This is a genomic window from Streptomyces sp. NPDC002536 (assembly GCF_053594995.1).
Genome location: NZ_JBSFWU010000089.1, coordinates 1 through 26342, shown reverse-complemented (window position 1 = coordinate 26342; position 26342 = coordinate 1). Strand labels below are relative to the sequence as shown.

23 protein-coding genes are annotated in these 26342 nt (G+C 71.3%); 10 read left to right on the top strand and 13 right to left on the bottom strand.

The window, feature by feature from the left end; all coding sequences use genetic code 11:
- Positions 1 to 162: 162 nt before the first annotated feature.
- Positions 163 to 2310, top strand: a complete 2148-nt coding sequence (locus tag ACWD4B_RS26905) for an ATP-binding SpoIIE family protein phosphatase (protein WP_451423177.1) — start codon at positions 163 to 165, stop codon at positions 2308 to 2310.
- 55 nt (positions 2311 to 2365) lie between these two features.
- On the opposite strand, the gene ACWD4B_RS26900 is transcribed toward ACWD4B_RS26905, so the two are convergent.
- Positions 2366 to 3313, bottom strand: coding sequence for a pirin family protein (locus ACWD4B_RS26900; RefSeq protein ID WP_451423176.1), 948 nt, complete (start codon positions 3311 to 3313; stop codon positions 2366 to 2368).
- A gap of 119 nt (positions 3314 to 3432) precedes the next feature.
- Between ACWD4B_RS26900 and ACWD4B_RS26895 the strand changes: the two genes are divergently transcribed.
- Positions 3433 to 4368, top strand: a complete 936-nt coding sequence (locus tag ACWD4B_RS26895; protein WP_451423175.1) for a trypsin-like serine peptidase — start codon at positions 3433 to 3435, stop codon at positions 4366 to 4368.
- Between the two features lie 7 nt (positions 4369 to 4375).
- Here the strand turns inward: ACWD4B_RS26895 and ACWD4B_RS26890 are convergent, their stop codons facing one another.
- On the bottom strand, positions 4376 to 4828 hold the full coding sequence (locus tag ACWD4B_RS26890; protein ID WP_336410223.1) for an SseB family protein: 453 nt from the start codon (positions 4826 to 4828) through the stop codon (positions 4376 to 4378).
- Between the two features lie 131 nt (positions 4829 to 4959).
- On the opposite strand from ACWD4B_RS26890, the gene ACWD4B_RS26885 reads away from it, so the two are divergent.
- From ACWD4B_RS26885 to ACWD4B_RS26875, 3 genes are all read left to right on the top strand, one after another.
- Positions 4960 to 6786 carry an acyl-CoA dehydrogenase gene (locus ACWD4B_RS26885; RefSeq protein ID WP_451423174.1) on the top strand — a complete coding sequence of 609 codons (1827 nt, stop codon included), beginning with the start codon at positions 4960 to 4962 and terminating at the stop codon, positions 6784 to 6786.
- An 82-nt stretch (positions 6787 to 6868) separates the two neighbouring features.
- The gene (locus ACWD4B_RS26880; protein ID WP_451423173.1) at positions 6869 to 8161 is read left to right on the top strand and encodes a M18 family aminopeptidase; all 1293 of its coding nucleotides are present in this window, start codon (positions 6869 to 6871) and stop codon (positions 8159 to 8161) included.
- A gap of 13 nt (positions 8162 to 8174) precedes the next feature.
- Entirely contained in the window at positions 8175 to 8807 is a 633-nt protein-coding gene (locus tag ACWD4B_RS26875) for a DUF4232 domain-containing protein (RefSeq protein ID WP_451423172.1), read from the top strand.
- 37 nt (positions 8808 to 8844) lie between these two features.
- Here ACWD4B_RS26875 and ACWD4B_RS26870 read toward each other — a convergent pair whose 3' ends face one another.
- Together ACWD4B_RS26870 and ACWD4B_RS26865 are read right to left on the bottom strand one after the other, a co-directional pair.
- Complete coding sequence (locus ACWD4B_RS26870) at positions 8845 to 10641, bottom strand: NHL domain-containing thioredoxin family protein (RefSeq protein WP_451423171.1); 1797 nt, start codon at positions 10639 to 10641, stop codon at positions 8845 to 8847.
- Positions 10642 to 10687: 46 nt separating this feature from the next.
- Complete coding sequence (locus ACWD4B_RS26865) at positions 10688 to 11467, bottom strand: carbon-nitrogen family hydrolase (protein WP_451423170.1); 780 nt, start codon at positions 11465 to 11467, stop codon at positions 10688 to 10690.
- A gap of 110 nt (positions 11468 to 11577) precedes the next feature.
- Between ACWD4B_RS26865 and ACWD4B_RS26860 the strand changes: the two genes are divergently transcribed.
- Entirely contained in the window at positions 11578 to 12408 is an 831-nt protein-coding gene (locus ACWD4B_RS26860; RefSeq protein ID WP_451423169.1) for a maleylpyruvate isomerase family mycothiol-dependent enzyme, read from the top strand.
- Positions 12409 to 12441: 33 nt separating this feature from the next.
- Here the strand turns inward: ACWD4B_RS26860 and ACWD4B_RS26855 are convergent, their stop codons facing one another.
- The 6 genes from ACWD4B_RS26855 to pdhA all read right to left on the bottom strand — a co-directional run bounded on the left by ACWD4B_RS26855 (position 12442) and on the right by pdhA (position 19105).
- On the bottom strand, positions 12442 to 13770 hold the full coding sequence (locus ACWD4B_RS26855; RefSeq protein ID WP_451423168.1) for an MFS transporter: 1329 nt from the start codon (positions 13768 to 13770) through the stop codon (positions 12442 to 12444).
- Positions 13767 to 14429 carry a GntR family transcriptional regulator gene (locus ACWD4B_RS26850; RefSeq protein ID WP_451423167.1) on the bottom strand — a complete coding sequence of 221 codons (663 nt, stop codon included), beginning with the start codon at positions 14427 to 14429 and terminating at the stop codon, positions 13767 to 13769. Before ACWD4B_RS26850 ends, ACWD4B_RS26855 begins: the two co-directional genes overlap by 4 nt.
- 82 nt (positions 14430 to 14511) lie before the next feature.
- Entirely contained in the window at positions 14512 to 15354 is an 843-nt protein-coding gene (locus ACWD4B_RS26845; protein ID WP_451423166.1) for a helix-turn-helix transcriptional regulator, read from the bottom strand.
- 195 nt (positions 15355 to 15549) lie between these two features.
- On the bottom strand, positions 15550 to 16944 hold the full coding sequence (locus ACWD4B_RS26840; RefSeq protein WP_451423165.1) for a dihydrolipoamide acetyltransferase family protein: 1395 nt from the start codon (positions 16942 to 16944) through the stop codon (positions 15550 to 15552).
- Positions 16945 to 16964: 20 nt separating this feature from the next.
- Entirely contained in the window at positions 16965 to 17945 is a 981-nt protein-coding gene (locus tag ACWD4B_RS26835; RefSeq protein WP_451423164.1) for an alpha-ketoacid dehydrogenase subunit beta, read from the bottom strand.
- A 2-nt stretch (positions 17946 to 17947) separates the two neighbouring features.
- Entirely contained in the window at positions 17948 to 19105 is a 1158-nt protein-coding gene (gene pdhA / locus ACWD4B_RS26830) for a pyruvate dehydrogenase (acetyl-transferring) E1 component subunit alpha (RefSeq protein ID WP_451423163.1), read from the bottom strand.
- Positions 19106 to 19453: 348 nt separating this feature from the next.
- On the opposite strand from pdhA, the gene ACWD4B_RS26825 reads away from it, so the two are divergent.
- From ACWD4B_RS26825 to ACWD4B_RS26815, 3 genes are all read left to right on the top strand, one after another.
- Positions 19454 to 20113, top strand: a complete 660-nt coding sequence (locus tag ACWD4B_RS26825; protein ID WP_390777337.1) for a response regulator — start codon at positions 19454 to 19456, stop codon at positions 20111 to 20113.
- Positions 20114 to 20209: 96 nt separating this feature from the next.
- Positions 20210 to 20668, top strand: a complete 459-nt coding sequence (locus ACWD4B_RS26820; protein ID WP_451423162.1) for a pyridoxamine 5'-phosphate oxidase family protein — start codon at positions 20210 to 20212, stop codon at positions 20666 to 20668.
- 15 nt (positions 20669 to 20683) lie between these two features.
- Positions 20684 to 21724, top strand: a complete 1041-nt coding sequence (locus tag ACWD4B_RS26815) for a phosphotransferase (RefSeq protein WP_451423161.1) — start codon at positions 20684 to 20686, stop codon at positions 21722 to 21724.
- Positions 21725 to 21743: 19 nt separating this feature from the next.
- On the opposite strand, the gene ACWD4B_RS26810 is transcribed toward ACWD4B_RS26815, so the two are convergent.
- The gene (locus ACWD4B_RS26810; protein ID WP_451423160.1) at positions 21744 to 23354 is read right to left on the bottom strand and encodes a protein kinase domain-containing protein; all 1611 of its coding nucleotides are present in this window, start codon (positions 23352 to 23354) and stop codon (positions 21744 to 21746) included.
- 330 nt (positions 23355 to 23684) lie between these two features.
- Here ACWD4B_RS26810 and ACWD4B_RS26805 point away from each other — a divergent pair, with 330 nt between their 5' ends.
- Positions 23685 to 25340: a protein kinase domain-containing protein gene (locus ACWD4B_RS26805; protein WP_336410240.1), complete on the top strand. Its 1656-nt coding sequence runs from the start codon at positions 23685 to 23687 to the stop codon at positions 25338 to 25340.
- A gap of 65 nt (positions 25341 to 25405) precedes the next feature.
- On the opposite strand, the gene ACWD4B_RS26800 is transcribed toward ACWD4B_RS26805, so the two are convergent.
- Both ACWD4B_RS26800 and ACWD4B_RS26795 read right to left on the bottom strand, forming a co-directional pair.
- On the bottom strand, positions 25406 to 25966 hold the full coding sequence (locus ACWD4B_RS26800; protein ID WP_336410241.1) for a bacterial proteasome activator family protein: 561 nt from the start codon (positions 25964 to 25966) through the stop codon (positions 25406 to 25408).
- A gap of 93 nt (positions 25967 to 26059) precedes the next feature.
- The gene (locus ACWD4B_RS26795) at positions 26060 to 26209 is read right to left on the bottom strand and encodes a hypothetical protein (protein ID WP_451423182.1); all 150 of its coding nucleotides are present in this window, start codon (positions 26207 to 26209) and stop codon (positions 26060 to 26062) included.
- Positions 26210 to 26342: the final 133 nt, after the last annotated feature.

Genomic DNA, 26342 nt, shown 5'->3' with positions numbered 1-26342 from the left:
GTCGTGGTCGGAGTCGTTGATCGAGCGGAATGCCACGCGCCCGGTGGTGCGCCGCCGGTGCGGATGCGGCACCTGACTGGTGTGCATACAGCACCTGTGCAAGGGTACTGCCCCACCTGTCATCGGTGGTCCCCACCGCCCAGACCTGCATAAAGTGGGGCAATGCGCACCGAGGACGTACTGGCCGCCGTCTCCACCGGGCTGTGGTCCTGGGACAACGCCTCGGGCATCGTCACCTTCGACGCCGAGGCCGCACGGCTCCTGGGCCTGCCCGCGGAGCGGGTGGAGCTGCCCGAGCGGGCCGCCCGGGCCCGCTTCCACGCCGTCGACTGGGTGGAGATCCAGAGCATCACCGCCCTGGCCGCCGCCGAGGGCACCCTCGCCGAGGCCCGGATGCGGGTGGTCGACGAGGAGGGGCGGGTGCTGCGCACCGTCCGCACCCGCACCAAGCCCGTCGTCACCGGCCCCGGCACCGTCCTCGTCGGCACCCTGGAAGAGGTGCCCGCACCCCAGCCGGGCACCACCGCGGCCCGCACCCCCGTCACGGGCGACTGGAGACGCAACCGCGAGGCCTTCCTGCTGGACGCGGGCCGGGCGCTCTCCGAGGCACGCTCGACCTCCGAGGTGCTGCGGGTGGCGGCCGGCCTCTCCATGCCAGGCTTCGAGCCCTCCGCCCTGGCGGTCTTCGCCGGCGAGGCCAACCGGGTCCGGCTCATCGGCCAGCACGGCTACGCCCCCGGCGACATGGACGCCTTCCTGGACCTGCCGGTGAACTCGCAGTACCCGGCCGCCGAGGTCATCCGCACCGGGCGCGCGGTCTACATCCCCACCCCCGGCGAGTACGGGCGCCGCTTCCCGCTCATCTACCCGATGGTCGAGCACTTCGGCCGCAGCTCCTGGGCCTTCCTCCCGCTCATCAACGCGGGACGCGTGATCGGCACCTGGATGGCCGGCTTCAGCATGCCGGTGGCCTTCACCCCCGACGAGCGGTCCGTGCTGACCACCGTGGCCCGGATGCTCGCCCAGGCGCTGAGCCGGGCCAGCGTCCACGAGTCCGAGCGCGAGCTGAGCGACGGCCTGCAGCGCACGATGATGCCGACCGTCCAGCCGGACATCCCCAACATGGCGGTGGCCGCCCGCTACGTGCCCACCGGCGGCGGTCTGCAGATCGGCGGCGACTGGTACGACATGATCCCGCTGCCCTCGGGAAAGATCGCCCTCGTCATCGGCGACGTCCAGGGCCACGACGTGCGGGCCGCCGGGCTCATGGGACAGCTGCGCATCGCCCTGCGCGCCTACGCCTCCGAGGGCCACCACCCCGACGCGGTCCTCTCCCGCGCCTCGCGCTTCCTCGCCGGCATCAACGGCGCCGGCGGCGAGGAGACCGACCCGCGCTTCGCCACCTGCCTCTACATCGAGGTCGACCCGCTCACCGGGCTGCTCGTCATCGCCCGCGCCGGCCACCCCGACCCGGCCGTCCGGCTCAACGACGGCACCATGCTCGTCCGTTCCACCGCGGGCGGGCTGCCGCTGGGCATCGACCCCGACACCGACTACCCCACCACCCGGCTCGTCCTGGAACCCGGCGAGACCATGCTGGTCTGCACCGACGGGCTGATCGAGACCGGCGGCCACGACCTGGAGAGCGGCTGGAACCGGCTGCGCGAGGTCGTCGAGGGCCACGCCCTGGGCCAGGACGGCGACGGCGGCCTCGGCGACAGCCTGGAGCAGCTCGCGGACTCCCTCGTGCAGGCCGTGCACGGCCCGTCCTCCCACCACACCACCGGGCCGCTGGTCGACCGGCGCGAGGACGACATCGCCCTGCTGCTCCTGTGCCGCGAGCCGGGCGTCCCGGCCGGCCCCGGCGTCGCCGCCCTGCCGCGGCCCACCCGGCGCACGGTCCTGAGCATCGCGCAGGCCGAGCCGGAGCGCATCGCCGAGGCCCGCCAGCAGGTGCGGGACCTGATGTACGACTGGCCGGACGAGGACCAGACCGACTCGGCGGTGCTGATGGTCTCCGAGATGGTGACCAACGTGCTCGTCCACACGGACGGGGACGCGCTGATGGTCGCCGAGATATCGGGCGAGCTCGGCTCGCGCTGCGTCCGCGTCGACGTGGCCGACAGCAGCGACGAGCTGCCGCACCGCCGGCACCCGGGGGAGATGGCCTCCTCCGGGCGCGGCCTGGTGCTGATGGAACTGCTCGCCGGGGCGTGGGGGGTGGACCCGCGGGGCGAGGGCAAGAACATCTGGTTCGAACTGCACGAGTCCTCGGCCGGGGAGGCCGAGGACTACGAGGGGATCACCTGAGCCGGCCCGTCGGCTGCGGGCCGGCTGTGGTTGCTCGCGCAGTTCCCCGCGCCCCTTACGGGGCCGGGATCGTCCCCAACCGTCCCGCCTGGAAGTCCTCGAATGCCTGGGCCAGTTCGGCGTGGGTGTTCATCACGAACGGGCCGTAGTGCATCATCGGCTCCCGGATCGGCAGGCCGCCGAGCAGGACGACCTCGAAGTCCGGGCTGCGCGACTCCTGCCCGGCGTCCGCGCGGAGCGTCAGCGCGTCCCCGTCGCCGAAGACGACCGACTGGCCCGTGCGGAACGGACGGCCCTCCGCACCCGCCGTGCCGCGCCCGGCGAGCGCGTAGGCGAGGGCGTTGAACTCCGGGCGCCAGGGCAGCGTCAGCTGCGCACCCGGGCTCAGGGTCACGTGCATCATCGTGATCGGCGTGTGGGTGACGCCGGGGCCGCGGTGCCCGTCGAGCCCGCCGGCGATGAGGCGCAGCAGCGCGCCGCCGTCGGACGAGGTCAGGAGCTTGACGTTGCCGCCGCCGATGTCCTGGTAGCGGGGCGGCATCATCTTGTCCTTCTTCGGCAGGTTCACCCACAGCTGGAGGCCGTGGAAGAGCCCGCCGCTGACGACGAGGGACTCCGGCGGGGCCTCGATGTGCAGCAGGCCGGACCCGGCGGTCATCCACTGGGTGTCGCCGCCGTTGATGGTGCCGCCGCCCCCGTGCGAGTCGCGGTGCACGAACGTGCCGTCGATCAGATAGGTGACGGTCTCGAAGCCGCGGTGCGGGTGCCAAGGGGTGCCCTTGGGCTCGCCCGGGGCGTATTCCACCTCACCCATCTGGTCCATCATGATGAACGGGTCGAGGTACCGGTAGTCGATCCCCGCGAAGGCCCTGCGGACGGGGAATCCCTCGCCCTCGAAGCCGCTGGGAGCGGTGGCGACGTGCAGCACCGGTCGCTGCTGCGCCGCCGCGGGAGCGGATACGCGGGGCAGGGTCAGCGGGTTCTCGACGGTCACTGCAGGCATGACGTCCTCCTCGGGGTCTCTACGCCTCCAATTTAGTTGAATAGTGAACGACCTGCAAGGTGCGGCTATTCCCCGGCCCGCCACAGCCTGCTCACAGGGCGAGGGTGGACACTTGATCAATGCGCCTGAACGTCCGAGCCCCCGGCCCCACCGGGTGGGCCGCTCTCGCCGCCGCCGTGCTGGCCCTGGCCGTCATCGGCCTGCTGGTGGCCACCCGCGGCCTGGCGGCGACCGACGCCCCGGTCGCCGAGGGGGACTCCGCCGGGCACTACCGGGAGCCCGCGGCGCTGGGCGAGGCCTCGGCGCAGGCGATGCGCTCCGCCGTCCGCACGACCGTGGCGCGGGAGCCCGTGCAGCCGGTCTCGCGCGGCCTGCGCACCGAGGCGCTGCCCGCGTCGGAACCGCTGCAGGCGGCCGCCACGGCGCCCTCGCCGGCCGTGGGGCCGCTGTTCTACACCGGGCAGGGCGATCCGGACCACGGCTGCACGGCGAGCGTCGTCCACAGCCCCTCGGGCAATCTGCTGATCACCGCCGCGCACTGCGTCCACACCGGCGGCTTCCGCACGGACATCGCGTTCGTGCCCGGCTACCACGACGGAGAGGCGCCCTACGGGGTCTGGGTGCCCACCTCCATCGACGTCGCCCCGCAGTGGGCGGACTCCCGGGACCCGGACTACGACGTGGCGTTCGTCCACGTCCGCAGCACGGAGGGCGATGCGCAGATCGAGCGCGTGACGGGGGCGGAGCAGATCCGCTTCGACCCGCCCGTCCACCGCCCGGCGCGGGTGCTGGGCTACCCGAGCGGGAGCGAGCAGCCGCTCGGCTGCCAGAACACGACCACCACCGAGGGACCGACACAGCTGCGCTTCGACTGCGAGGGCCTGCCGAACGGGACGAGCGGAAGCCCGGTCCTCACGGACGTGGACGCCGCCACCGGGCTAGGCACGGTCAACGGCGTCCTGGGCGGCAAGGACGAGGGCGGGGACGACGAGACGTCGTACAGCTCGTACTTCGGGCCGGCGGTGGAGGCGCTGTACCACCGGGCGGCCAACTAGGCGGGAATCAGCCGTACATCCTCCGCATCGCGAAGTCCACCATCTGTTCCACGGACTTCGCGTCGAAGACCATGCGGTGGTCGCCCTCCATGTCGAGGACGAAGCCGTAGCCGGTCGGCAGCAGGTCCAGCACCTCGGCGCCCGTGATCACGAAGTACTTGGACTCCTTGCCCGCGTACCGCCGCAGCTCCTTCAGCGAGCTGAACATCGGGATCACCGGCTGCTGGGTGTTGTGCAGCGCGAGGAAACCGGGGTTCTCGCCGCGCGGGCAGTAGACCTTGGAACCGGAGAACACCGTCTGGAAGTCCTCCGCGGACATCTGGCCCGTGGTGAAGGCGCGCACCGCGTCGGCCAGGGACGGCGGCGACGGCTCGGGGTAGAGCGGCTGTTCGCCGTAGCCGCCGGGCTGCTGCGGCGGGGCGTAACCCTGGGCTCCCGCGTTCTGGTCGTAGCCGTACATGGGCCAAAGCGTAACGAGTCACAGTTGGGCGATCGGGTCTTGCGCCTTATTACCGACGGGTAGCATCATGCTGCTTACTGACCGGTACGCACAGAGGATCGCACCTCCCGTCCCTTACGGAGCCGTCTGTCATGGGCCACTACAAGTCGAATCTTCGCGACATCGAGTTCAACCTCTTCGAGGTTCTCGGCCGCGACAAGGCGTACGGCTCCGGCCCGTTCGCGGAGATGGACGTCGAGACCGCGAAGAGCGTCCTGTCGGAGATCACCCGCCTCTCGGAGAACGAGCTGGCCGACTCCTTCACGGACACCGACCGCACCCCGCCGGTCTTCGACCCGGAGACCAACACGGCGCCGATTCCCGCCGCGTTCAAGAAGAGCTACCAGGCCTACATGGACGCCGAGTGGTGGCGCCTGGGCATCCCGGAGGAGATCGGCGGCACCACCTCGCCGCGCTCGCTGATCTGGGCGTACGCGGAGGCCATCCTCGGCTCCAACCCCGCGATCTGGATGTACTCGTCCGGTCCGGCGTTCGCGGGCATCCTCTTCGAGGAGGGCACCGAGCAGCAGAAGCACATCGCAAAGCTCGCGGTGGAGAAGCAGTGGGGCTCCACCATGGTCCTCACCGAGCCGGACGCCGGCTCGGACGTGGGCGCCGGCCGCACCAAGGCCGTGCAGCAGGAGGACGGCTCCTGGCACATCGAGGGCGTGAAGCGCTTCATCACCTCGGGTGAGCACGACATGTCGGAGAACATCCTCCACTACGTCCTCGCCCGCCCCGAGGGCCACGGCCCGGGCACCAAGGGCCTCTCGCTCTTCCTCGTGCCGAAGTACGAGTTCGACTTCGAGACCGGCGAACTGGGCGAGCGCAACGGCGTCTACGCCACCAACGTCGAGCACAAGATGGGCCTGAAGGCCTCCAACACCTGCGAGATGACCTTCGGCGACAAGCACCCCGCCAAGGGCTGGCTCATCGGCGAGAAGCACGACGGCATCCGCCAGATGTTCATGATCATCGAGTTCGCGCGCATGATGGTCGGCACGAAGGCCATCGCCACGCTCTCCACCGGCTACCTCAACGCGCTGGAGTACGCCAAGGAGCGCGTGCAGGGCCCGGACCTCGCGAAGTTCATGGACAAGACCGCGCCGAAGGTCACCATCACCCACCACCCCGACGTGCGCCGCGCGCTGATGACGCAGAAGGCGTACGCGGAGGGCATGCGCGCCCTCGTCCTCTACACCGCCACGGTGCAGGACGAGATCATGGTCAAGGAGGCCGCGGGCGAGGACGCCAAGGCGCTGCACGGTCTCAACGACCTGCTGCTGCCGATCGTCAAGGGCTACGGCTCCGAGAAGTCCTACGAGCAGCTGGCCCAGTCGCTGCAGACCTTCGGCGGCTCCGGGTACCTGCAGGAGTACCCGATCGAGCAGTACATCCGCGACTCGAAGATCGACACCCTCTACGAGGGCACCACGGCCATCCAGGGCCAGGACTTCTTCTTCCGGAAGATCGTCCGCGACCAGGGCCAGGCGCTGACCGCCCTCTCCGAGGAGATCAAGAAGTTCCTCGCCGAGGCCGCCGGCGGCGAGGACCTGGCCGAGGCCCGCGAGCAGCTCGCCAAGGGCGCGGTCGACCTGGAGGGGATCGTCGGCGCGATGCTGACCGACCTCGCCGCCACCGAGCAGGACGTCAAGTCCATCTACAAGGTGGGCCTCAACACCACCCGCCTGCTGATGGCTTCGGGTGACGTCGTCGTCGCCTACCTGCTCCTCAAGGGCGCCGCGGTGGCCGCGGAGAAGCTGCCCTCGGCCTCCTCCAAGGACAAGGCCTTCTACCAGGGCAAGATCGCGGCGGCGAAGTTCTTCGCCCGCACCGTGCTCCCGGCCCTGGCCGTCGAGCGGACGCTGGCCGAGTCGGTCGACCAGTCGCTGATGGAGCTGGACGAGGCCGCTTTCTAGCCACCCGCACATCATGCCGAACGGGCAGGGCCCGGGCGCCGAAAGGCCGCCCGGGCCTTGCCCTGATCCTTATCCTGAGGCCATGAGCTCTGCGCACCGCTTCGACCGCGGCCACACCGATGACCTGATCTCCTACCTCGCCGCAAGCCCGTCCCCGTACCACGCGGTGGCCAACGCCGCCGAGCGGCTGGAGAAGGCGGGTTTCCGCCAGGTCGCGGAGACGGAGGCGTGGGACGCCGCGGCGGGCGGCAGGTTCGTGCTGCGGGGCGGCGCGATCATCGCGTGGTACGTGCCGGAGGGGGCCACCCCGGCCACCCCGTTCCGGATCGTCGGCGCGCACACCGACTCCCCCAACCTGCGCGTCAAGCCGCTGCCCGACACCGGCGCGCAGGGCTGGCGGCAGGTGGCCGTGGAGATCTACGGCGGCACGCTGCTCAACACCTGGCTCGACCGGGACCTCGGCCTGTCCGGCCGCATCACCCTGCGGGACGGCACCCACCGGCTCGTCAACGTCGACCGTCCGCTGCTGCGCGTGCCCCAACTGGCCGTGCACCTCGACCGGTCGGTCAACCAGGACGGCCTCAAGCTCGACAAGCAGCGTCACATGACCCCGATCTGGGGCCTGGGCGAGGTGAGCGAGGGCGACCTGATCCGCTTCGTCGCCGAGGAGGCCGGCGTCGACGCACGGGAGATCGGCGGCTGGGACCTGATGGTCCACAGCGTGGAGGCCCCCGCCTACCTCGGCCGCGACCGCGAACTGCTCGCCGGGCCGCGGATGGACAACCTGCTGTCCGTGCACGCCGGCCTGGCCGCGCTCGTCGCCGCGGCCGGCTCGTCCTCGCTGCCGTGCATCCCCGTGCTCGCCGCCTTCGACCACGAGGAGAACGGCAGCCAGTCCGACACCGGCGCGGAAGGACCGCTGCTCGGCAACGTCCTGGAGCGCTCCGTCCTCGCGCGCGGCGGCACGTTCGAGGACCGGGCACGGGCACTCGCCGGCTCGGTCTGCCTCTCCTCCGACACCGGCCACGCCGTGCACCCCAACTACTCCGAGCGGCACGAGCCCGGGCACCACCCGCTGCCCAACAAGGGCCCGATCCTCAAGGTCAACGTCAACCAGCGGTACGCCACGGACGGCAGCGGCCGGGCCGTCTTCGCCGCGGCCTGCGAGCGCGCCGGCGTGCCGTGGCAGCACTTCGTCTCCAACAACTCCGTCGCCTGCGGCACCACCATCGGTCCGATCACGGCCGCACGGCACGGCATCCACACCGTCGACATCGGCGTGGCCATCCTTTCCATGCACTCCGCGCGCGAACTGTGCGGCGCGGAGGACCCGCACCTGCTCGCGTCCGCACTGACGGCCTTCCTCGAAGGCTGAGGGGAAAGCACCCATGACCACGCGCACCGTGCGCAGGGCGGCCGCCGCCGCTGCGCTTGCCGCTGTGACCGCCCTGTCCCTCACCGCCTGCGGCGGCGGCAGCAAGGACGGCTCGGACACCGCCAAGTCCGACGGCGCGGAGCAGTCGGCGAGCCCCGACGACGAGGGCAGCGACGGCGGCGACGAGGCGGACGACGCCAAGAGCTCGCCTCAGGCCACCGGGGACGCGTGCACGCCGGCGCAGATGAAGGTGGAGGCGAAAGCGGTTCAATCGCCCGTGAACCACGTGCTGTTGATCGCCACCAACACCGGCAAGAAGGAATGCACCGCGTACGGCTTCCCGTTCCTCCGGTTCGACCAGGACCAGGCGACGGCCGGGGTGACGGAGGACAGCAAGCCGGGCGCCACACTGAAGCTCGCGCCCGGCAAGGCCGCCTATGCCGGGGTGACGGCGTCCACGGCCGATGCCTCCGGCGGTAAGGGCCGCGACGTGAAGAAGCTGTCGGTGTCCTTCCAGACGCCGAACGGGGATCCGGTGGACGGGGATCCGTCCGTTCCCGCCCTGCCGGGCGGCACGCTGCACGTGGACGACTCGGCGAAGGGGACGTACTGGGTGGAGAGCGAGGGTGCGGCGCTGAAGTGGTGACGGGAGAAGGCGGGTCCGGGGGCGAAGCCCCCGGCGCCTACGCCATCCCCGCCAGTACCAGCGGCAAGCGCCCCGCGCCCCCGGCCACGACCCGTACCGGCACCCCCCAGTCCTGCTGGTGCATGTGGCACGCCGGGTACTCGTTCTCCGGGTCGTCGTCGCACGACGCCGCCATCGCGGAGACGTGCAGCACGCCCTCCGTCACCCCCTCCGCCAGCACCAGCTCGCGTTCGAGGTCCGTGCCCGCTCCCGAGCCCTCCGCCAGGAGTTCCGGCGGGGTGGAGGAGACGAGCAGGCGCGTCGAGGGGCCGTAGCGCGTGTCCAGCTTCTGGCCCGCCGGGGCCTGGAAGACGACGTCCAGCCGCAGGCGTCCCGGCGCGATGTCCGTCGCCGCGCGCTGCGTGCGGTGCGCCACCGCCTCGACGCGGACCGCCTCCTCCGGCAGCCGCAGCCGGGTCAGCCGGTGCCGGGCGGACTCCACGACGACGATGTCGTCGCCGACGAGCACCGCGTCCGACGGCTCCCGCAAGTCCGTTGCCAGCGTGGTGACTTCGCCCGTGGCGGGGTCGTAGCGGCGCAGCGCGTGGTTGTACGTGTCCGAGACGGCCACCGAGCCGTCCGGCAGGGCGGTGACGCCCAGCGGGTGCTGGAGCAGTGCCTGGCCGGCGTCGCCGTCGCGGTGCCCGAAGTCGAACAGGCCGGTGCCGACGGCCGTCCGCACGGCGAACCCCTCCCCGTCCCGCTCGACGTACCGCAGGGCGGACGTCTCCGAGTCGGCCAGCCACAGCCGGTCCCCGGCCGCGGCCAGCCCGGACGGCTGGGCGAACCAGGCCTCGGCCGCGGGCCCGTCCACCAGGCCCTCGTTGGTCGTGCCGGCCGCGACGGCCACGGTCCCGGTCGCGGGGTCGTACATCCACAGCTGGTGGACGCCGGCCATGGCGATCCAGACACGGTCCGCCCACCAGGCCACGTCCCAGGGGGACGAGAGCGCGATCTCACGGGCGGGCCCGGACGTCGGCTGCCCCTGCATCCACTGCCGGCCGGTCCCGGCGACGGTCGTGATCCCGCCCGTCTCCGGGTCGTACGTGCGCAGCGCGTGGTTGACCGTGTCGGCCACGACGACCTTGCCGTCCGGCAGCAGCGCGAGCCCCTGCGGCTCGCTGAAGCTCTCCGGCCCGAAGCCGCGCTCGCCGGTGCCGATGCGGCGCACGACGGTCTCGCCGTCGGCCTCCAGCTCGACGAGCTGGTGCCGGGTGGAGTCGGAGACCAGGAAGGTGCCGGTGGGCAGCACGACCGCCTTGCCGGGGAAGCGCAGGTCCGTGGCCTCCGGCTCGGGCGCCACGTACGGCCCGTCGCCGCGCCGCAGAGTGCCCTTGGCGGCGTGCTCGGTCTCCAGCTCCTCGACCAGCGCGGCCAGCGCATGGGCGTGGCCCTCGCCCGCGTGCTGGGCGACGACGTAGCCCTCGGGGTCGATCACGACGAGCGTGGGCCAGGCCCGCACCGCGTACTGCTTCCAGGTGGCGAGCTCGGGGTCGTCGAGGACGGGGTGGTGCACCTCGTAGCGCTCGACGGCGTCGACGACGGCCTGGTGGTCGGCCTCGTGCACGAACTTCGGCGAGTGGACACCGATGATCACCACGGTGTCGCGGTGCTTCTCCTCCAGCTCGCGGAGCTCGTCCAGGACGTGCAGGCAGTTCACGCAGCAGAACGTCCAGAAATCCAGGATCACAATGCGGCCGCGGAGGTCGGCCAGGCTCAGGGCGGTACCGCCCGTATTGAGCCAGCCGCCCTTGCCGATCAGTTCCGGGGCGCGGACGCGTGCACGAGTTGCCATGCCCCCATCCAACAGCACGGAGGCGGAAAGACTTCCCTCCGCATCATTAACGTCCTATGACGCGGTCCTTCAGCGCCGGGAAGTCCGCCCGCGTCTTCGCCACCGTCGCCAGGTCCAGGTCCACCGTCAGGACCTCCTCGTCCGCGCCCGCCTCCGCGAGGACCGTGCCCCAGGGGTCGACCACCATGCTGTGGCCGGCCTGCTCCACGTCCGCGTGGGTGCCCGCCGTGCCGCACGCCAGGACGTAGCACTGGTCCTCGACCGCGCGGGCGCGGGCGAACAGCCGCCAGTGCTCGCGGCGGCGGGCCGGCCAGCCCGCGGGGACGACGAGGATCTCCGCGCCCGCGTCCGTCAGGGCGCGGAAGAGTTCCGGGAAGCGGAGGTCGTAGCAGGTCGCCAGGCCCAGCGTGGCCTCCGGCGTGGGCACCGTGACGACCTCGCTGCCCGCGCTCATCAGGACCGCTTCGCCGCGGTCGAAGCCGAAGCGGTGGATCTTGCGGTAGGTGCGGGCGAGTTCGCCGTCCGGGGAGAAGACGAGGGAGGTGTTGTAGAGCGAGCCGTCGGGGGTCTTCTCGACGATCGAGCCCGCGTGCAGCCAGACGCCCGTGTCGCGCGCGGCGCGCGCCATCGCCTCGGCCGTGGGGCCGTCGAGCCGCTCGGCCTCCGCCGCGAAGGACTCGTAGGCGAACGCGCCCACGGTCCACAGTTCGGGAAGCACCACCAGGTCGCTGCCGTGCTGGGCCCGCACCAGCTCCGCGGCACGTTCGCGGCGTGCCGCCACGGATTCGGCCGGATCGACCTTCAACTGCATCACGGAGGCGCGCACCGTACCCACCATTCCTCTGCCGAGTTGACCGTGCGCAGCGTAACTTAACGGGTGAGCACCGAGACAGCACTTGCCCCGCACCCGCGTCCTAGCACCGCCGAGGGATCCACGTGACCGTCCACCCGAGTCTTCAGCCCGCCATCGACGCCTGGACCCACTCCATCGAAGCCGTCGGCGACTTGGTGAAGCCGCTCGCCGAGAGCGACTGGAACCTGCGCACCGAATGCCCGGGGTGGTCCGTGCGCGACGTGGTGTCGCACATCATCGGCGTCGAATGCGAAATGCTGGGAGAACCACGGCCCATTCACACGTTGCCGCGCGATCTGTACCACGTGACCGACGAGTTCTCGCGGTACATCGAGGTGCAGGTCGATGTGCGGCGCTGCCACACGGCTCTGGAGATGACCTCCGAGCTGGAGTACACGGTCATCCGGCGGTCGCGGCAGCTGCGCAACGAGATGCGCTCGCCGAATGCGGTGGTGCGCTGGCCGCTCGGCAGCGGCAACGAGACGAGCCTCGAACGGACGTTGACGACACGGGCCTTCGACGTGTGGGTGCACGAACAGGATGTGCGCAGAGCGCTCGGTGTGCCGGGGAATCTGGATTCCCCGGGTGCGCTGCTCGCGCGGGACTTCCTGCTGCGGGCGCTGCCGAAGGTGGTGGCCGGGGAGGCGGGGGCGAGGCCGGGTTCGACGGTCGCCTTCGATGTGCACGGTGCCGTGGAGTTCCTGCAGACGGTGCGGGTCGGCCAGCAGGGCAGGGCCACGATCGACAGCAGCATCGCGCTGGGGCCGACGGTGGGGTTCGCGATGGACTGGGAGCTCTTCGTCCGGCTGGCGTGCGGGCGGGTGCGGGCGGAGGCCGTCGCGGACCGCATCGAGGTGGAGGGCGATCCGGCGCTGGCGGCCGCGATCCTGCGGGAGTTCGCGGTCACGCCGTGACGGGGGCGGGGGCCTCATGGGCCCCCGCCCCGTTCACACCGGTACGTGCACGGTCTCCACGCGGGACGCCACGATGCGCTCGCGTTCGCGCTGCCGGGCCCGGCCGCGCAGGCGCAGGATCCGGTACACGCCGAGCGCCTGGAGGACGAACACCGAGGAGAACGCGGTCCGGTAGTCCTCTCCGGTGGCGTCGAGCACGATGCCCACCGCCAGCAGGGTCGTGATCGAGGCCGTGAAACCGCCCATGTTGACGATGCCGGAGGCGGTTCCCTGGCGCTCGGGCGGGTTGGCGGGCCGGGCGAAGTCGAAGCCGATCATCGAGGCCGGTCCGCAGGCCCCGAGCACCGTGCACAGCGTCACCAGCAGCCACATGGGCGCGTGCCCCGGCCAGGCCAGAACGGCCGCCCACAGCACGACCGTTGCCGCGACCGTGCCGAGGGCGAGCGGCAGCCGGGCCGCGTGGTGGCGGCCGATGACCTGGCCGAAGACGAGGCCGACGGCCATGTTCACCAGCACCACCAGCGTCAGCAGCATCCCGGCCGTGGCCCGCGAGAGCCCCTCGGCCTCCACCAGGAACGGCAGCCCCCACAGCAGCAGGAACACCATCGCCGGGAACTGCGTGGTGAAGTGCACCCACAGGCCCAGCCGGGTCCCCGGCTCGCGCCAGGCCAGCACGATCTGCCGGCGCACGAACCCCTTGCCCGCATGGGGGTTGGGGGGCGGCTCGTGGCCCTCGGGGTGGTCCTTGAGGAACAGCAGCATCAGCACGAGGACGAGCACGCCCGCGGCCGCGCTGCCGCCGAAGGTGGCGGTCCAGCCCGCGCTGTGCAGCAGCCGCGCGAGGACGACGGTCGAGACGAGGTTGCCCGCCATCCCGAACAGCGCGGCGACCTGCGCGATCATCGGCCCGTGCCGGGCGGGGAACCAGCGCGCGCCCAGCCGCAGCACGCTGATGAACGTCATCGCGTCGCCGCAGCCGAGCAGGGCCCGGCAGGCCAGGGCGGCGGCGTACGAGTGCGACAGCGCGAAGCCGAACTGGCCTGCGGTGAACAGGACGACGCCGAGGGCCAGCACCTTCTTGGTGCCCAGCCGGTCGACCATCACGCCGACGGGGATCTGCATGCCCGCGTAGACGAGCAGCTGGAGGATGGAGAAGGTGGACAGGGCCGAGGAGTTGATGTGGAAGCGGGCCGCCGCGTCGATGCCGGCGACGCCCAGGCTCGTCCGGAAGATGATGGCGACGAAGTAGACCGCGACGCCGATCCCCCACACCGCCAGTGCCCGGCGACCGCCCGGAGGGTCGCCGGGCAGGGATATGGAGCCGGTGCCGCCGCCCGTGCCCGCGCCGGTGCCCGTGTTCATCGGGCCTCTCCGCGGGCGAGGTTGCGCACCCAGCCGACGTGCCGGTCGACGACGCGGATCGCGGCCTCGGCGTCGCCGGAGCGCAGCGCGTCGAGGATCTCGGTGTGCTCGGCGATGTTCTTGGCGATGCGGTCGGGGTGGGCGTGCATCACGGCCTCGCCCATCCGCAGCTGGCGGTCGCGGAGCTGTTCGTACAGGCCCGAGAGGATCCGGTTGCCCGCGCTGCGCACGATCTCGGCGTGGAAGGCGCGGTCGCTGACGGAGACGGCGGCCAGGTCGCCCGCGGCGGCCTGGGCGCGCATGTCGTCGACGAGCTCCTCCAGGCGTGCGATGAGCGCCGGCGGGGCGGGGACGGCCTTGCCGGCCGCGTGCTTCTCGACGAGCAGCCGGGTCTCCACCACATCGGTGATCTCCTGTGCGGACACGGGCAGCACGAGCGCCCCCTTCTTCGGGTAGAGCTTGAGCAGCCCCTCGGCCTCCAGCCGCAGCAGCGCCTCGCGCACGGGCGTCCGCGACACCCCGACGGCCTCGGCCAGATCGCCTTCGGTGAGCAGCGTGCCGCCCTCGTAACGACGGTGCAGGACGGCGTCCTTGACGTGCGTGTAGACGCGTTCGGCGGCGGGGGGACGTCTGACGGCGGCAGCGCTGGCGGGTGGCATGCGCACAGCATAGATACAACAGGAATGCATGGTCAGAGCGCGTCCGGCATGTGAGCGGCGCACAGGATGACGCCGTACGCCCCTACACGCCCGCCCATCCCTCCAGCGGCGTGATGAACACGAACCGCAGATCCGGCCGCTGTATGGGCAGCAGCACATGCGTCGTCACCCGCACCTCGGCCCCGCCGTGATACGGCAGGCGCAGCCGGAAGACGTGACCGTCCCGGTGCTCGACGACGTCGTACTCCTCGGCCCAGATGCGCCGGCAGTCCGCGTCCGAGGCGAGGATCTCCTGGACGAGGTCGTGCAGTTCGGTGTTGCCGGGGTTGCTGTTGGAGGCGACGCGCAGCATGGCGAGGTAGACCCGCGCGCAGCTGTCCTCCCAGTCGAGCATCTGCTCCCGCGCCTCGGGGTCCAGCAGCGCCCAGCGCATCAGATTCGCCTTGGGGCACAGCACCCACGGGAACCACTCGCCCATGAGGGAGTTGGCCGCGACGATGTTCCAGGCGCCGTCGGACAGATAGGCGGGATAGGAGACCTGCTGTTCCAGCAGTGCTTTGACGCCGGGCGGCAAATCCCGGCGGCAGCGGCCGAATTCGGGAGGGCGCCGGCCGGTGACGGCCATGAAGAGCGTCAGCGTTTCCGCTTCGCTCAGCCGCAGCGCCCCGGCGACGCGCAGCAGAAAGTTCTCCGAGAAGTCCTGGCGCCGTCCGGCCTCCAGCGCCCGGTACCAGCCCTCGCTCACACCGGTCATGCGGGCGACGTGTTTCTGCGACAGCCGGCGCCCCGGCCTGGGGAAGACTCCGCGCAGCTCGGGCAGGTGCCGGGCGTCGACGCGGGCCCGCCAGGCACGGAGCAGACGGGTGATGGATTCCCCGCCGTCACGGTGCACCGCGGGCTCCAAAGCGGCCTCCAATTCCGACACTGCAAGTGTCGGTCATCCTTGGGTAATTTGCCCGCACGGGCTATTCCCACATCTGACCAGTGTGGATTCCCGTAGGCCGCTCCGCATACGGACAAGGGGCCCGGACGACGCGCTCTCTCCTCACTGGAGGGGGGTGAGGAGAGAGTATCCGGGCCCCTTGTCCTGCGCTGCAAAACCGGGTGCCGTGTGAACCCGTCAGCCCCAGGTGATCAGGCGCTTCGGATGCTCCAGCACCGCCGCGATGTCGGCGAGGACCCTGGAGCCGAGCTCGCCGTCCACCAGGCGGTGGTCGAAGGACAGCGCCAGGGTGGTGACGTGGCGCGGCTTGACCTTCCCCTTGTGGACCCACGGCTGGAGTTTGATCGCGCCGAGGGCGAGGATCGCGGACTCGCCGGGGTTGAGGATGGGCGTACCGGTGTCGACGCCGAAGACGCCGACGTTGGTGATCGTGACCGTCCCGCCCTGCATGTCCGCCGGGGCCGTCCTCCCCTCGCGGGCGGTGGCCACCAGGTCGGCCAGGGCCTGCGACAGCTCGGGGAGCGTCCTGGCCTGGGCGTCCTTGATGTTGGGGACGATCAGGCCGCGCGGGGTGGCGGCGGCGATGCCGAGGTTGACGTAGTCCTTGCGGACGATCTCCTGGTTGGCCTCGTCCCAGGCGGCGTTGACGTCGGGGTTGCGCTTGATCGCCACGAGCAGGGCCTTGGCGACCAGCAGCAGCGGGTTGACGCGCAGCCCGGCCATGTCCGGGTCGGACTTGAGCTCCTGGACGAGCTTCATGGTGCGGGTGACGTCGACGGTGACGAACTCCGTGACGTGCGGGGCGGTGAACGCGGAGGCCACCATCGCCTGCGCGGTCGCCTTGCGCACACCCTTGACGGGGATGCGGGTCTCACGTGCCGCCGGGGCCACTGCCACGGGGGCCTCCACGGCAGCGGCCGGGACCGGGGCGGGCTGGGCGGCGGCGTGCACGTCCTCGCGGGTGACGACACCCCCGGGCCCGCTCGGGACGACCGTGGCCAGGTCGATGCCGAGGTCCTTGGCGAGCTTGCGCACCGGAGGCTTGGCCAACGGCCGTGCGGCGGGAGCCGGCACGGCGGCCGGAGCCTCGGGCGCAGCCGTCCCGGCGTGCCCGTTCAGCTCGGCCTGCACGGCGGCGGCGACGGACGGCGCCCCGGCGGGGCCGGACGTCTTGCGCGCACGGCGCTTGGTCGAGGACGGCGCGGCGCCGTAGCCGACGAGCACGGCCTGCCGGCCGGTCGGCTCCGGCTCCTCCGCGGCCGGAGCCGAGGCCGGAACCGCGGCCTGCACGGGCGCCTCCACGGGCCCCGCTCCCGGCTCGGTGTCCACCGAGATGATCACCTTGCCGACGTCGACCGTCGTGCCCTCCGGGAAGCGCAGTTCGTGGACCACGCCGTCGAAGGGGATGGGCAGTCCGACGGCCGCCTTGGCCGTCTCGACCTCGCACACCACGTCACCGTCGGAGACCGTGTCCCCCACGTTCACGTACCACTTGAGGATCTCGGCCTCGGTGAGCCCCTCGCCCACGTCCGGCATCTTGAACTCGCGGAAACGCTGATTGCTGGCAGTCATCGTCACGAATCTCCTCGGCCCTAGTACGCCAGTGCGCGGTCGACGGCGTCGAGCACCCGGTCCAGTCCGGGCAGGTACTCGTCCTCCAGCCGCGACGGCGGATACGGCGCGTGGTAGCCGCCGACCCGCAGGACGGGGGCCTCCAGTTGGTAGAAGCAGCGCTCGGTGATCCGGGCGGCGATCTCCGCGCCGGAACCGAAGAAGACCGGGGCCTCGTGGACCACGACCAGGCGGCGCGTGCGCTCCACGGACGCCTGGATGCCGTCGAAGTCGACCGGCGAGATCGACCGCAGGTCCAGCACCTCCAGGGACCTGCCCTCCTCCTCGGCCGCCGCCGCGGCCTCCAGGCAGGTCTTGACCATCGGCCCGTACGCGGCCAGCGTCAGGTCCGTGCCGGCCCGCACCGTGCGCGCGGCGTGCAGCGGGCCCGGGATGGCGTCCGTGTCGACCTCGGAGCGGTCGTGGTAGCGGCGCTTGGGCTCGAAGTAGATGACCGGGTCGTCGCTCTGGATGGCCTGCTGCATCATCCAGTACGCGTCGGCCGCGTTCGACGGCGACACGATCTTCAGACCCGCCACGTGCGCGAACAGCGCCTCCGGCGACTCGCTGTGGTGCTCCACCGCACCGATCGCACCGCCGTAGGGGATGCGGATGACGACCGGCAGCTTGATCTTGCCCAGCGCACGGGCGTGCATCTTCGCCAGCTGCGTGACGATCTGGTCGTACGCGGGGAAGACGAAACCGTCGAACTGGATCTCCACCACGGGCCGGTAGCCGCGCAGCGCCAGACCGATCGCCGTGCCGACGATGCCGGACTCGGCCAGCGGCGTGTCGATCACGCGCTCCTCGCCGAAGTCCTTCTGCAGACCGTCGGTGACCCGGAAGACACCGCCCAGCTTGCCGACGTCCTCACCCATGATGAGGACCTTCGGGTCGGTCTCCAGGGCCGTGCGCAGGGAGGCGTTGACCGCCTTGGCGATCGAGAGCTTCTCGATGCTCATGATTACTTGCTCTCCTCTGCGAACTGGGCCTGGTACGCGATGAACTGGGCCCGCTCCTCGTCCACGAGGGCGTGTCCGTCGGCGTAGATGTTCTCGAAGATGGCCATGTCGTCGGGGTCGGGCATGGTGCGCACCGTGTCGCGCACCCGCTTGGCGAGCGCGTCGCTCTCGGTCTCCAGCTCCGCGAAGAAGGCCTCGTCGGCGTGGCCCTCGCTCTCCAGGTACGTCCGCAGGCGCAGGATCGGGTCCTTGGCCTCCCACTGCTCGCGCTCCTCGTCCCGGCGGTACTTCGTCGGGTCGTCGGAGGTGGTGTGGGCGCCCATGCGGTAGGTGAACGCCTCGATGAGCATGGGGCCTTCGCCGGTGCGGGCACGCTCCAGCGCCGCCCTCGTCACGGCGAGCACGGCCAGCACGTCGTTGCCGTCCACGCGCACGCCGGGGAAGCCGTAGCCCTGGGCGCGCTGGTAGAGCGGCACGCGGGTCTGCTTCTCGGTGGGCTCGGAGATGGCCCACTGGTTGTTCTGGCAGAAGAACACCACGGGCGCGTTGTAGACGGCCGCGAAGGTGAACGCCTCGGCCACGTCGCCCTGCGAGGACGCACCGTCGCCGAAGTAGGCGATGACGGCCGAGTCCGCGCCGTCCTTCGCGACACCCATCGCGTAACCGGTCGCGTGCAGCGCCTGCGAGCCGATGACGATCGTGTAGAGGTGGAAGTTGTTCTCGTTGGGGTCCCAGCCGCCGTTGTTCACGCCGCGGAACATGCCCAGGAGGTTGGTCGGATCGACCCCGCGGCACCAGGCGACGCCGTGCTCGCGGTAGGTCGGGAAGACGTAGTCGTCGTCGCGGGTCGCGCGGCCGGAGCCGATCTGGGCGGCCTCCTGGCCCAGCAGCGAGGCCCACAGGCCGAGTTCGCCCTGCCGCTGCAGGGTGGTCGCCTCGGCGTCGAACCGGCGGGTCAGCACCATGTCCCGGTACAGACCACGCAGTTCCGCGGGTGACAGGTCGATGGAGTAGTCCGGGTGCTCGACCCGTACGCCCTCCGGCGTCAGCAACTGGACGAGCTCCGGCTCCTGCCCCGGCCCGTCGGCCGGCTTCTTGGCCCCGGCTCGCTTGCTGCTGCTGCGCCGCGGCTTGCGCGCGGCAGTGCTGTCCACGGTCACGTGTGCTCCTCCGTCTGTCCGGCCCCCGGGGTCGCCGGCGGCCAGAGGGAAGTCCCCCCGCCGTGAGACAGGGGGAGGCTCGCCCGGCCGCCCGAGGCACACGGGGTGGGTGTGCCGAGGCCGGAACCGGGCGTGACAGGTGCCCCGGCGAATGGCCTGCAATAAGCACGTTACCCAGCGGACCGCATTCCTGCGAAACCCCTCTGACCTGCGATTTTGCTTGGATTTCCAAGTAAATCGAGAATGTGGGGCGCTTCCCCTGGTCACAGCCTTGTGCACTGCCGGAACGGGGGCACGTTATCCCGGAGGACAAGAGCAGGGGAAGAGTCGATGTGTGAGACTGTCAGCGTGCGCGAAGAAGGAAAAATCACGGTATTTCTGCTGGACGACCACGAAGTCGTCCGTCGCGGCGTCCACGAGCTCCTCTCCGTCGAGGAGGACATCGAGATCGTGGGCGAGGCCGGCACCGCCGCGGATGCACTGGTGCGCATTCCCGCCACCCGGCCGGATGTCGCCGTACTGGACGTGCGCCTTCCGGATGGCAGCGGAGTCGAAGTATGCCGTGAGATCCGTTCTCAGGACGAGAGCATCAAATGCCTGATGCTCACCTCGTACGCCGACGACGAGGCCCTCTTCGACGCGATCGTGGCCGGCGCCGCGGGCTATGTCCTCAAGGCCATTCGCGGCAATGAGCTGCTCTCGGCCGTGCGGGACGTGGCGGCCGGGAAATCCCTGCTCGACCCGGTGGCCACGGCCCGGGTGCTGGAACGGCTGCGCGACGGCAAGGACCCCAAGGGGGACGACCGGCTGGCCTCGCTGACCGAACAGGAACGGCGCATTCTGGATCTCATCGGCGAGGGCCTGACCAATCGCGCGATCGGCGAACGACTGCACCTCGCCGAGAAAACGATCAAAAACTACGTCTCCAGCCTGCTGTCCAAGCTGGGCATGGAGCGGCGTTCCCAGGCGGCGGCCTACGTGGCCCGGCTGCAGGCCGGAAAAGGCTAGGACCCGCCCCGAACGCCGGATTAGGGACCAATGGCCCTGTGCCGAAGGGGCGGGTGCCCCTATGGCGCCGCGGGTCCGCCCGGCAGAGTGGTGACCATGTCCTCCGTGCCCACAGGCGCCCACGACGCGCACGACGGCGACGCCTACCGGGCGCTCGAACTGCTCGGCCGCACACCCTACGGCCGGGTGTCCGTCACCCTGCGCGCGCTTCCCTTCGTCACCGTCGCCCGGCACGTCGTCGACGGCGGCCGGGTGCTGCTGCGGCTGCACGAGGGCTTCGGGTACGCGCAGGCCTGCGACGGCAGCGTCGCCGCCTACTCCGCCGACAACCTCGGCGACCGCGAGGACGGCGACGAGACCGTCTGGACCGTGCAGTTCGTCGGCACCGCACGGCGCTTCGTGCCGGGACCGGCGGAGCTCGAACTCTTCGGCCCCGCACCCCGGTTCGCGGACGACGTGCCCTTCACGCCTGAATACCTGTGCATAGAACCCCAGTTCATCACCCTGCACCACCTCGAAGGCGTACCCGCGCGACGGCCTGCGCACTCAGCGTGATCTAACATTTGGGGCGTGCCGCGCTCACTTGTCACCCCCGCCCCACCCGACGGCGGCACCCTGCGCACCCTGCTGCGCCGCTACGGCGACGCCGGCGAGCCCGTCTCCTGCGAGACGCTCACCGAGGGGCTCCTCAACCGCGGTTACCGCCTCTCCACCACCCGCGGCCGCTTCTTCCTCAAGCACCACCTGGACGGCGACGAGGCCGTCATCGCCCGCCAGCACGAGGTGACCCGCCGGCTGGGCGCCCTCGGCCTGCCCGTCGTCCCGCCCGTCGCCGACTCCGAGGGCTCCACCGTGACCGTCCTCGGCGGCCGCTGCTACGCCCTGCACCCCTGGATCGACGGGCGGCACCGCGACGGCGGCGAGCTCACCACCGGCCAGTCCGACCGGCTCGGCGCGCTGCTCGGCCATGTGCACACATGCCTGGACGAGGTCATGGAAGGCCCGGAACGGGCCTGTACGGCCGCTGGGGAGGCTCCGGACGCCGCGGCCGACCCCGAGGACACCTACGCCCTCATCGAGGATCTCCTGGCCCTTGTGCGCCGCCGGCCCCGGGACGCCTTCGACGAACTGGCCGAACACCGCCTCGTCGAGCGCCGCGGCCTGCTGGAGCAGCACGCCCACCGCCGCCCCGGCGCGGCCGCCGTCCCTGCCCGCGGCTGGGTGCACGGCGACTTCCACCCGCTGAACCTGCTCTACCGGGGCGCCGAGCCCGCCGCGATCGTCGACTGGGACCGGCTGGGCGTCCAGCCGCGCGCCGAGGAGGCGGTCCGGGCCGCCGTGATCTTCTTCGTGCGCCCCGACGGCACCCTGGACCTCGCGAAGGTGCGGCCGTACGCGCGCGCCTACCGCCGGGCCACCGGCGCGGACGCGGCGGAACTCGGCGCGGCCGTGCACCGGGTGTGGTGGGAGCGCCTGAACGACTTCTGGATGCTGCGCTGGCGCTACCAGCTGGGCGACCACCGCGCCGACCCCGGTTTCCCGGCGTCGGCGGCGCTGGCGGTGTGGTGGACCCGCAGGTACGAGGCGGTCGGCGCGGCGTTCACCGACTGACCCCGCGGGCCCGGGCGGTTCAGTGCCCGGTGGTGCCCTGGACGGTGCCGGTGGTGTCGCCTGCGCCGTGGCTCGGCTGGGGCGCGGTCGTCGGGTTCTTGTCGTCGCCCGACGGGTTGGGCGAGGGCTTCCCGCTCGGCACGTCCGGGTTCGACGGGTTCGTCGACGGCTCCGTGCTCGGGTAGCGCGAGCGGTGCCGGCTCGGCTCGGTCGACGGCTCGTCGTCGGTCGAGTCGCCCCAGTCGCTGCTGTCGCCGCCCGTGTGGCCGTTGCGGTTGGGGCTGGGCGAGGTGCGCTTCTCGGGGGTGCTGCTCGGCCCGTCGCTCGGCGTGTTGGTGATGGAAGTCTGCTTGTCCGTGCCGGTCTTGTTGCTGTTCGACGTGTTGCCCATCGACTTGTACACGTAGAAGCCGCCCAGCGCTGCGATGATCAGGACCACCGCGGCGACCAGCGCCATCTTCCCCTTGCCGCCACCGCCGTTGGAGCCGTGGCCGCCGTAGCCGCCCTGGCCGCCGCCCGCGTAGCCGTCGAAGCCGCCGCTGTCGCCGGGGCGCCGCGGCAGGATCGGCTGCTGCGAGGTGTTGCCGTGCTGCGGCATGGCCGTGGTGGCCCCCATGCCCATGCCCATGCCGTTGATGACCTGGGTGGCGGCGGTGGCCTGGTCGACGGGACCGGTGTTCCAGGCGCCCGTGTGGCTGCCCGCGTCCTGCAGCATCTGCAGGGCGTACTGGACCAGCCCGCGCATCTCCTCGGCGCTCTGGAACCGGTCGTCCGGGTCCTTGGCGAGGGAGCGCATGACGAGGCCGTCGAGCTCGGGCGGCACGCTGCCGAGCACCTGCGACGGCGGGACGGGGTTGTCCTGGACGTGCTGGTAGACGACCGAGAGCGGGGTCTCGCCGGTGAACGGCGGGCGCAGCGACAGCAGTTCGTAGAGCAGGCAGCCGGTGGCGTAGAGGTCCGAGCGGGCGTCGACGGTCTTGCCGAGGGCCTGCTCGGGCGAGAGGTACTGCGGGGTGCCCATGACCATGCCGGTCTGGGTCATGGTGGACGCCGCGCCGTGCAGGGCGCGGGCGATGCCGAAGTCCATGACCTTGACCGCGCCGTTGTTCGTGATGATCACGTTGGCGGGCTTGATGTCGCGGTGCACGATGCCGTGCTGGTGGCTGTAGGCCAGCGCCTCCAGCACCCCCGAGACGATGATCAGGGCCTGCTCGGGCGGCGGCGCATCGGCGTTGAGCAACAGGTCGCGAATAGTGCGGCCTTCAACCAACTCCATGACGATGTACGGCACGACGTTGCGGCCGACGGTGTCCTCGCCGGAGTCGTAGACGGCGACCACGGCGTGGTGGTTCAGGCCGGCGACCGACTGTGCCTCGCGGGTGAAGCGGGCCTTGGAGACCGGGTCCTCGGCGAGGTCGGCGCGGAGCAGCTTCACCGCGACCGTGCGGCCGAGCCGGACATCCTCTGCGGCGAAGACCTCGGCCATGCCACCGCGGCCGAGCCGGTGGGTCAGGCGGTAGCGGCCGTCGCCGACCAGTCCACCGTTACCCCACATTTCCGGCACATCGGGCATTCCGCCCCCGTTGGCGCCAGGGTCGCCCGGACCCTGGTCGCTCTGCGTCTGTGCCATCAGTCCTCGCCGTCGTCTCTGGCCGCTCGCGTAGGGGCGATGCGCGGGGCAATACGGTCTTCCGCCAGGCCACGCTACAGGTTCCGCAGCGTGCACCGGTCCGGGATGGACCGGCCATCAAACCCGTACCGTCCCTAACAAGGCAAATCCCGTGACGGCTTGTCGCGCATCCGGTCACGGAACGGGCACGCGGCTTGACGTGCCCGCGCCCTGGGGCAGACTTGGCCGGGATACGTCGAAGAAGAGCCGGATCGCAGCGGCGAACCGACTCCGTATGCCACCGTCACCGGTCACAGACAGTGCACAGTGCGCCGAGGGGGAAGCAACACCATGAGCCAGGACGGCGCACACGGCCGGTACACGGGACGCACGGTCGGCGGTGGCCGCTACCAGCTCCGTGACCTGCTCGGCGAAGGCGGCATGGCCTCCGTGCACCTCGCCCACGACAGTGTGCTCGACCGGTACGTGGCCATCAAGACCCTGCACACCGAGCTGGGCCGCGAGGCCTCCTTCCGCGAGCGCTTCCGCCGCGAGGCCCAGGCCGTGGCCAAGCTCACGCACACCAACATCGTCTCGGTCTTCGACACCGGCGAGGACGAGCTGGACGGCGCGACGATGCCGTACATCGTCATGGAGTACATCGAGGGCAAGCCGCTGCGCTCGGTGCTCGACGCCGACGTCGCCCAGTACGGCGCGATGCCGGCCGACAAGGCGCTCAAGATCACGGCGGATGTGCTGGCCGCGCTCGAGGTCAGCCACGAGATGGGCCTGGTCCACCGGGACATCAAGCCCGGCAACGTGATGATGACCAAGCGCAATGTGGTCAAGGTCATGGACTTCGGCATCGCCCGCGCCATGCAGTCCGGCGTGACGTCGATGACGCAGACCGGCATGGTCGTCGGCACCCCGCAGTACCTCTCGCCCGAGCAGGCGCTGGGCCGCGGCGTGGACGCCCGCAGCGACCTGTACTCGGTCGGCATCATGCTCTTCGAGCTGCTGACCGGCCGGCTGCCCTTCGACGCGGACTCGCCGCTGGCCATCGCCTACGCGCACGTCCAGGAGGAGCCGGTCGCACCCTCCACGATCAACCGCTCGATCCCGCCGGCCGTCGACGCGCTGGTGATGCGCGCGCTGAAGAAGAACCCGAACGAGCGCTTCCCCAGCGCCGAGGCCATGCGCGACGAGTGCGCCCGCGTGGCCGGCACGGCCCAGGCGACCGGATCGCCGATCATCATCGCGGGCGGCCCGCCGGCCCGCAGCGGTGCGGGGGTCGGCTCCGCCGTCTTCCCGCCCGTGGACAGCCAGATGCCGGCGCCCGGCCCGCAGTCCGTCCAGACGCCGTACCAGCCGCAGCCGGCCGTCCAGAACCCGTACGGCGGCTACGGCCCGTCCACCCCGCCGCCGACCGTCCAGGGCGGCTACCAGCCCCCGGCGCCCGCCTACCAGACGCCACCGCCCGCACCGGCCCCCGCCGACAGCGGCAAGAGCAACAAGCCGGTGCTCATCGGCTCGGCCGTGGTCGCGGTCCTGGCGGTCGTCGGCGTGATCGCCGCCATCGCCCTCAACGGCCAGGACAACAACAAAAACGACCAGGCAGGCGGCGGCAAGTCCTCCAACGCACCGGTCGCCCCCGGCGGCGCGGGCGGCCAGGGCAGCACCTCCGGCGGCGGTGGCGGCGGCGCGGCGCAGTCCAAGCACAAGGACGGCGACAAGTCGAAGACCATCGACAAGGAGAAGTGCACGCAGGCCTACGACGCCTACAACGACAAGACGAAGAAGACCGCTCCGGACTTCAAGTACTTGTACATCGACTCCGTGAAGGAGTGCCTGCAGGCGGCCGGTTGGAAGTACCGCGTGGACCCGGTCAGCGAGAACACCTGGGGCAAGGGCACCGTGATGACCCAGTCGCCCGAGGCGGGCGACCCGTTCGACCCGAAGAGCGCGCAGTTCGTGCTGACGGTGTCGACGGGCGACCCGGCGTCGTAAGCACTCGTGCGGAGGGGCCCCTTGCCGGTTCGGCAAGGGGCCCCTCTTCCGTTCTCCCGTTGCGCCTACAGGTACGGGCCCGAACGGGCGCCGCCGTGCGGCTGGATGTCGTGCTCGTCGTCGTCGAGGACACCGGCGGGCAGCGCGCGGCGCATCTGCTCCAGCTGGGCGCGGGCCGCCATCTGCTGGGCGAACAGCGTCGTCTGGATGCCGTGGAAGAGGCCTTCCAGCCAGCCGACCAACTGGGCCTGCGCAATGCGCAGTTCGGCCTCGGTCGGGATCGTCTCGTCCGTGAACGGCAGCGACAGCCGCTCCAGCTCCTCGACGAGCTCGGGGGCGAGACCGTCCTCGAGCTCCTTGACGGAGCTGTGGTGGATCTCCTTGAGCCGGACGCGGCTCGCCTCGTCCAGAGGCGCGGCGCGCACTTCCTCCAGCAGTTGCTTGATCATGCTGCCGATGCGCATGACCTTGGCGGGCTGCTCGACCATCTCCGTCACCGGGACCTCGCGCGACTCGTCGTCGCCCTCCCCGCCGCCGGGGCTGGCGCTGCCGAGAGCCATGCCGTCCGGGCCTACGACCAGAACGTGCGGGCTCTCCTGCGACCGTTCATTCCTCGGCATATCCATGCCGCCATTCTCTCGCACAGGTGATTTCCCCCTGGTGATGCCCCCGTACACGCCTGATCCACCGCTTCCTTGCGCGGGGCGCGCGCTCCCGCGCTACTGCCTCCGCAGCCGCCAGGCGATGAATCCCAGCCCGAGACCCGTCAGGGCCATCCCGGTGCCGAGCGGCAGCACGCGTATCACCCGCTCCGCCTGCTCCGGCCGCTCCGCAGCGGCCGGGCCCGGCCCGTGCGAGGCCCCGCGCACGGGGCCCGGCTCCTCGCGCGCGGGCGGCACGATCGGCGCCGCGTACGGAACCGGCACCCCGAAGGCGGCGAAATGGGCGACGGGACATCACCCTTGAGCAAAATCCTTTCCCTCTGTGCGCGCCGCCGCGGAT

Coding starts and splice junctions, on each gene's coding strand:
- ACWD4B_RS26905 (WP_451423177.1), top strand. CDS start 163: ATGCGCACCGAGGACGTACTGGCCGCCGTCTCCACCGGGCTGTGGTCC.
- ACWD4B_RS26900 (WP_451423176.1), bottom strand. CDS start 3,313: ATGCCTGCAGTGACCGTCGAGAACCCGCTGACCCTGCCCCGCGTATCC.
- ACWD4B_RS26895 (WP_451423175.1), top strand. CDS start 3,433: ATGCGCCTGAACGTCCGAGCCCCCGGCCCCACCGGGTGGGCCGCTCTC.
- ACWD4B_RS26890 (WP_336410223.1), bottom strand. CDS start 4,828: ATGTACGGCTACGACCAGAACGCGGGAGCCCAGGGTTACGCCCCGCCG.
- ACWD4B_RS26885 (WP_451423174.1), top strand. CDS start 4,960: ATGGGCCACTACAAGTCGAATCTTCGCGACATCGAGTTCAACCTCTTC.
- ACWD4B_RS26880 (WP_451423173.1), top strand. CDS start 6,869: ATGAGCTCTGCGCACCGCTTCGACCGCGGCCACACCGATGACCTGATC.
- ACWD4B_RS26875 (WP_451423172.1), top strand. CDS start 8,175: ATGACCACGCGCACCGTGCGCAGGGCGGCCGCCGCCGCTGCGCTTGCC.
- ACWD4B_RS26870 (WP_451423171.1), bottom strand. CDS start 10,641: ATGGCAACTCGTGCACGCGTCCGCGCCCCGGAACTGATCGGCAAGGGC.
- ACWD4B_RS26855 (WP_451423168.1), bottom strand. CDS start 13,770: ATGAACACGGGCACCGGCGCGGGCACGGGCGGCGGCACCGGCTCCATA.
- ACWD4B_RS26850 (WP_451423167.1), bottom strand. CDS start 14,429: ATGCCACCCGCCAGCGCTGCCGCCGTCAGACGTCCCCCCGCCGCCGAA.
- ACWD4B_RS26840 (WP_451423165.1), bottom strand. CDS start 16,944: ATGACTGCCAGCAATCAGCGTTTCCGCGAGTTCAAGATGCCGGACGTG.
- ACWD4B_RS26835 (WP_451423164.1), bottom strand. CDS start 17,945: ATGAGCATCGAGAAGCTCTCGATCGCCAAGGCGGTCAACGCCTCCCTG.
- ACWD4B_RS26820 (WP_451423162.1), top strand. CDS start 20,210: ATGTCCTCCGTGCCCACAGGCGCCCACGACGCGCACGACGGCGACGCC.
- ACWD4B_RS26810 (WP_451423160.1), bottom strand. CDS start 23,354: ATGGCACAGACGCAGAGCGACCAGGGTCCGGGCGACCCTGGCGCCAAC.
- ACWD4B_RS26805 (WP_336410240.1), top strand. CDS start 23,685: ATGAGCCAGGACGGCGCACACGGCCGGTACACGGGACGCACGGTCGGC.
- ACWD4B_RS26800 (WP_336410241.1), bottom strand. CDS start 25,966: ATGGATATGCCGAGGAATGAACGGTCGCAGGAGAGCCCGCACGTTCTG.